This is a genomic window from Nitrospira sp. BLG_2 (assembly GCF_049222245.1).
This window is the reverse complement of the sequence record NZ_JBLYIG010000645.1, coordinates 1-5,041: the sequence shown is the minus strand read 5'-3', so window position 1 is coordinate 5,041 and position 5,041 is coordinate 1. Positions and strand designations below refer to the sequence as shown.

The 5,041-nt window shown below is 55.4% G+C and carries 6 protein-coding genes; 4 read left to right on the top strand and 2 right to left on the bottom strand.

Annotation, left to right across the window (positions count from 1 at the left end; genetic code table 11):
• From ACOSYY_RS17120 to zwf, 4 genes are all read left to right on the top strand, one after another.
• The coding region (locus ACOSYY_RS17120) for a threonine aldolase family protein (RefSeq protein WP_421664019.1) at positions 1-612 on the top strand (612 nt) is incomplete at its 5' end.
• A gap of 174 nt (positions 613-786) precedes the next feature.
• The gene (locus tag ACOSYY_RS17115; protein WP_421664017.1) at positions 787-1,572 is read left to right on the top strand and encodes a nucleotidyltransferase domain-containing protein; all 786 of its coding nucleotides are present in this window, start codon (positions 787-789) and stop codon (positions 1,570-1,572) included.
• A gap of 137 nt (positions 1,573-1,709) precedes the next feature.
• Positions 1,710-2,603, top strand: coding sequence for a phosphogluconate dehydrogenase (NAD(+)-dependent, decarboxylating) (gene gnd / locus ACOSYY_RS17110; RefSeq protein WP_421664015.1), 894 nt, complete (start codon positions 1,710-1,712; stop codon positions 2,601-2,603).
• A gap of 21 nt (positions 2,604-2,624) precedes the next feature.
• Complete coding sequence (gene zwf / locus ACOSYY_RS17105) at positions 2,625-4,172, top strand: glucose-6-phosphate dehydrogenase (protein ID WP_421664013.1); 1,548 nt, start codon at positions 2,625-2,627, stop codon at positions 4,170-4,172.
• 53 nt (positions 4,173-4,225) lie between these two features.
• Here the strand turns inward: zwf and ACOSYY_RS17100 are convergent, their stop codons facing one another.
• Together ACOSYY_RS17100 and ACOSYY_RS17095 are read right to left on the bottom strand one after the other, a co-directional pair.
• Positions 4,226-4,573: a thioredoxin family protein gene (locus ACOSYY_RS17100; protein ID WP_421664011.1), complete on the bottom strand. Its 348-nt coding sequence runs from the start codon at positions 4,571-4,573 to the stop codon at positions 4,226-4,228.
• On the bottom strand, positions 4,570-5,041 hold a 472-nt coding region (locus ACOSYY_RS17095; RefSeq protein ID WP_421664010.1), incomplete at its 5' end, for a GDSL-type esterase/lipase family protein. The genes ACOSYY_RS17100 and ACOSYY_RS17095, both read right to left, overlap by 4 nt.

Below are 5,041 nucleotides of genomic sequence, written 5' to 3'. Positions count from 1 at the left end.
GGAGGAGGCACGATTTATCCGCTCTCCACGATCGAAAAAATCCGAGCCGTCGCCGTGAGACATGGAATTCCCATGCATCTTGACGGGGCCAGACTTTTCAATGCCGTGGCCGCCACGACCTTGCCCCCGGCGGTGTACGCTCAACACTTCGAAACCGTCTCCTTCTGTCTCTCGAAGGGACTGGGAGCCCCCGTTGGATCGCTATTGATTTCCAATGACCAGCGACTCATGGATCGCGCACGCCGTTTCCGCCGCATGTATGGCGGCGCAATGCGCCAAGCGGGCGTCCTGGCCGCCGCAGGCATCTATGCCTTGGAACGGCATGTCGCTCGGCTCAAGACCGACCATGACCATGCGAAAAAACTGGCTCGCCTGCTACAGCAAATTCCCGCAATCCAGATTGCGCCGCAACACGTAGAAACGAATATCGTCATGTTCGACATCATCGATGAGCAGCGCTCTTCCGCTGAGCTGGTGGCTTCGCTCAAAGAACACGGCGTGCTCATCAACGCCGTTGGAGGACAGAGCTATCGAGCGGTCACCCATCTGCATATCACGGACAAGCAGATCGACGAAGCCGTGGCCGTCTTTGCCAAGGTTCTCGCGCGCTGATTGTTCGACGTTGACACCATATTCCTCCATCCATAAAATGCCGAAGAGACACGCCTATGCCTCTTGCGTCTGCGTGCAACGCATTGAAGACAAGAAAGAACGACGGGCAGATCCTTGGATCGATTCATTTCATATGGTTTCAACGCGACTCATGTGCATCGGATTTAATGCGCTATGGACACAGACACTACGATCGGCACCCCCACTCGTGAAGAATTGAACGCGGAGCTTCTCGAAGTCCCGGAACCGCCTGAGCAGCCCGAATCACCGCCGCCGCCGGGATTCGAGGACAACGTGGAAGTCGCATTACGGCACATCAAAGGCCGAAGGGGCGGCGACCTCGTCGGTGTCATACTCGTCGGATCGGGAGCTCGGAGGGCACTTACTCCTCACAGCGATATCGACTTGATCACTCTCGTCAAGGGAGAAGCGGATAGCCACGAAATCCTCCGTGTCGGCGACCGCCTAGCGGATATTCGCTATCATGGATACGAATCCGTCGAAGAAGACCTTGCCTACTCGCTTCGGCTCCCCTCGCTTCTTCGGAAAGGCAAGATCCTCTACGATCACGACGGCATTTGTTCGAGATTGATGGAGAAGGTCCACCATCGTTTTCGCCAAGGCCCACCACCGGCTTCGATCAACGAACAAATTCGCCTGAAGGCGGAGTGTTATCACCTGTTGGGAAAAACGCAGGATCTCCTGGACAAGCCAGGAACGGCCCACTATCTATTGACGCTGTTTTACGAGAATTGTGTCTCGGCGTTCTTTCGTTTGAGAGGGCTTTGGTTGGTCGCCCCGGTAGACATTCATCGGTTCATGTTTTCTCGCGAACCGGCGCTCGCCGACCTAGCCGGACAATTCCTGACGGCCGCCACTCTCACCGATCGACTCAACTTTGGCCGTCAATTTGCCGATCTCCTCTTTAAGGATGTCCCGAATCCTGCTCGTATCGATTGACCCGAGCATTCAACCGACTGCCTCTGGTAACGAACGTGTTTCGCATATAACGTGAGAGGAGCTGGCTGCACCAGCCTGAAGATCGATCGGCGAACACCACATCGGCTGTGACCGTCGACAAACCAAGGAGCGTTCTTATGGAATTGGGATTCATCGGACTCGGTAAGATGGGAATGAACATGGTGACACGCCTTCGGCGCGATCAGCATCGTGTGGTAGTCTATGATCGATCCAACGAGTTGATCAAACAAGCTGAGAGTCAGGGCTGTGTTGGTTCCTCGTCCCTCCCGGATCTCGTCGGAAAACTGAGTATCCCGCGCGTCGTCTGGGTGATGGTTCCTTCCGGAGCCCCTACCGAAGAAACTATCAAGGCCGTGGCTGATCATTTACAATCCGGCGACATCATTGTGGACGGCGGAAATACGAGGTTTCACGACGATGTGCGACGTGCTGCAGAGCTGAAGAAAAAAGGCATCCACTATGTCGATGCCGGAACCAGTGGAGGGATTTGGGGGCTGAAAGTCGGTTATTGCCTCATGGTGGGAGGAGACGAGGCTGTCGTCAAACGTGTTGAACCGGCATTCCAGACTCTGGCGCCTGAAAATGGATGGGCCCATGTCGGCGCAGTCGGCGCCGGGCACTATGTAAAGATGGTGCACAACGGCATCGAGTACAGCATGATGCAGGGCTATGCCGAAGGATTTGAGCTGATGTCGAAGAGCGAATACAAGCTCGATCTGGCGCGCATTGCCGATCTCTGGATGCACGGAAGCGTCGTCCGGTCCTGGTTATTGGAACTGGCCGCGAGCGCGCTCAAAGAGGATCAGAAGCTTGAAAACCTAAAAGGGTACGTTCAAGACTCCGGGGAAGGCCGCTGGATGATCGCCGATGCCATCGAGAAGGATGTACCGGTTCCCACCCTCACGACGGCGCTCTTCACGCGATTTCGCTCGCGGCAGGAAGAATCGTTTGCTGAAAAGATGCTGGCGGCCTTGCGGAATGCCTTTGGTGGTCACGCCGTCCGGCGATAACAGACTTATGAGGAATGCCCAATGGCCTCAACGAATACTCAACGGATCGATATTAGTCCCGCGCAGGAACAGCTGCCACCGGTAGAGCCCTGCACACTCGTCATCTTCGGCGGCTCCGGTGACCTTGCCCGCCGGCGGTTGATCCCCGCACTCTACAACCTGCTTCTTGACGGGCTTCTCCCGACAAATTATGCGGTCCTTGGTCTGGGTCGAACGACCATGACGGACGAGGAATATCGCGATACCCTCCGTCAAGGCCTGCAAAAATTTTCCCGGCAAGCGCTGGACGAGGCGAGGTGGTCGGCATTTTCCCAACACATCTTTTACTTGGTCGGCGATAACGACGCTCCTGAAACGTATGCATCGTTGAAGGCACGCGCCGAAGAAATTGAACGGAGATTTGGATTGCCGGGCAACCGGATTTTTTATCTCAGCATTCCACCCAGTTCGTTCGCAGCTGTCTGTGAAGGACTGGACAAGGCCGGACTGGCCGCTCGGCCGGCGCCGAACAGGCCGTATTCCCGCATCATCGTAGAAAAGCCCGTTGGGCGTGACCTGGCTTCCGCACGGGCCATTAACGAAGTGACGGGCCGCGTTTTCGATGAATCGCAGATTTTCAGAATCGACCATTATTTGGGGAAAGAAACGGTTCAAAACCTCATGGTCGTGCGGTTCGCCAACAGCCTTTTCGAGCCGATCTGGAACCATAAATACGTCGATCATGTTCAGATCACTGTCAGCGAAGCCGAGGGCGTCGGGACCAGGGCAACGTACTATGAGGAAGCCGGTGCTCTGCGCGACATGATCCAGAATCATTTACTTCAATTGCTTTGCCTCGTCGCCATGGAGCCGCCGTACTCATTGGACCCGGATGTGGTCCGAAACGCCAAAATGGAAGTGCTTCGCTGCCTGAGACCCATTACGACGAAGGATGTGGAGAAGTTTACGGTACGGGCTCAGTACACAGAAGGCACCGCGCATGGCGCGCCCATCCCCGGCTATCGGCGAGAAAAAGGGGTCAAACCGGATTCCACCACGGAAACCTACGTCGCGGTAAAGTGTTTTGTGGAGAATTGGCGCTGGTCGAGGGTTCCGTTCTATTTGCGAACAGGAAAGGCTTTACCCAGCCGCGCCAGCGAGGTCGCTGTTCAGTTCAAAGAGATTCCGCAAATCCTCTTTAACGCAAACGCACAAGCTCCGCAACCTCCGAATGTCCTGGCCTTGAAGATTCAGCCTGAAGAAGGACTTTCGCTTCGCATCGTCTCACGTGTACCGGGCACTCGCACCCAGACACATCCGGTCGAGATGAGCTTCAAGTATGGCGAGGTCTTTGGCCGACCGTCTCCAGAAGCCTACGAACGCCTTCTGCTCGATGTGATGGTTGGAGACGCGTCTCGCTTCATGCGCCGAGATGCGGTGGAAGCCTCCTGGGCCTGGATCACCCAGATCCTCGAAGCGTGGGACAAGTCGGGACAACGCTGGCTCCCCGAATACCAAGCCGGGACATGGGGACCGGTGGAAGCGGACCGGCTGATCCAGAATGACGGCCGTACGTGGCGGGTGCTATAAATAACCGCTAGAGACCCTGTAGAAACATGTCTGAATAGAATTGCGGGATCTGCCTATGATACCGCTTTTGGGTCATCGCGAATATCACTCTCAATCTGTTTCATTATTTCATGCCGTTTTCCGAGCCCTCCGATAAACTTTATAAATTCGCCGTCGCGGTATAACGCCAGCGCGGGAAGCGATGAGATTTCCAACTCGGCGGGGATCTGAAATTCCTCATCGGTATTCATGGTCAAGATGAGTACCCGTTCGCCCAATTCCTGTCCCAACTGTTCCAATTCCTTCATCAAAGCTCGGCAATGACCGCAGCCTGGTTTCCAAAATTCCACCAGGACAGGGGCAGAGCTTGCCTCAATGACCGCGTCGAAGTCTCGATCCGTGACGGGTTGAAGCACACTCATGATGATGTGGCTCGTGCCAACAATGGTTTCAAGACTTGAGCCACCTTTTCGGCGAATAGCCGATACCCGGCGGTGGTCAGGTGAATCCCGTCGTGCGAGTACAGTTCTGCCAATTGCCCGCTCTCAGGATCCACGGTGGTTGCGAAAAGATCGACGTAGGCAAGGCCATTGGAGCCGGCATAATCTTGGATAAACTTGTTCAATTGATGTCGGCGAACAAGGTGGTCGGTTATCCACTCCCGTCCCTCTCGACTGGAAGAAGCGTCTTCCACTCGTATCGACGGAACCGTCACCGGAATAGGCAACCCTCCCATCGCGCGAGTCTGCTTGTACATCATGGTCAAATTGAGCATGATTTTGGACGGTGATGCATTCCCCCCCAGATCGTTGGTTCCCCCGAGAATGGGCACATAGTTGGGCTGATGATCGAGCACATCCCGCTTGAATCGCGTGATCATTTCACCCGTC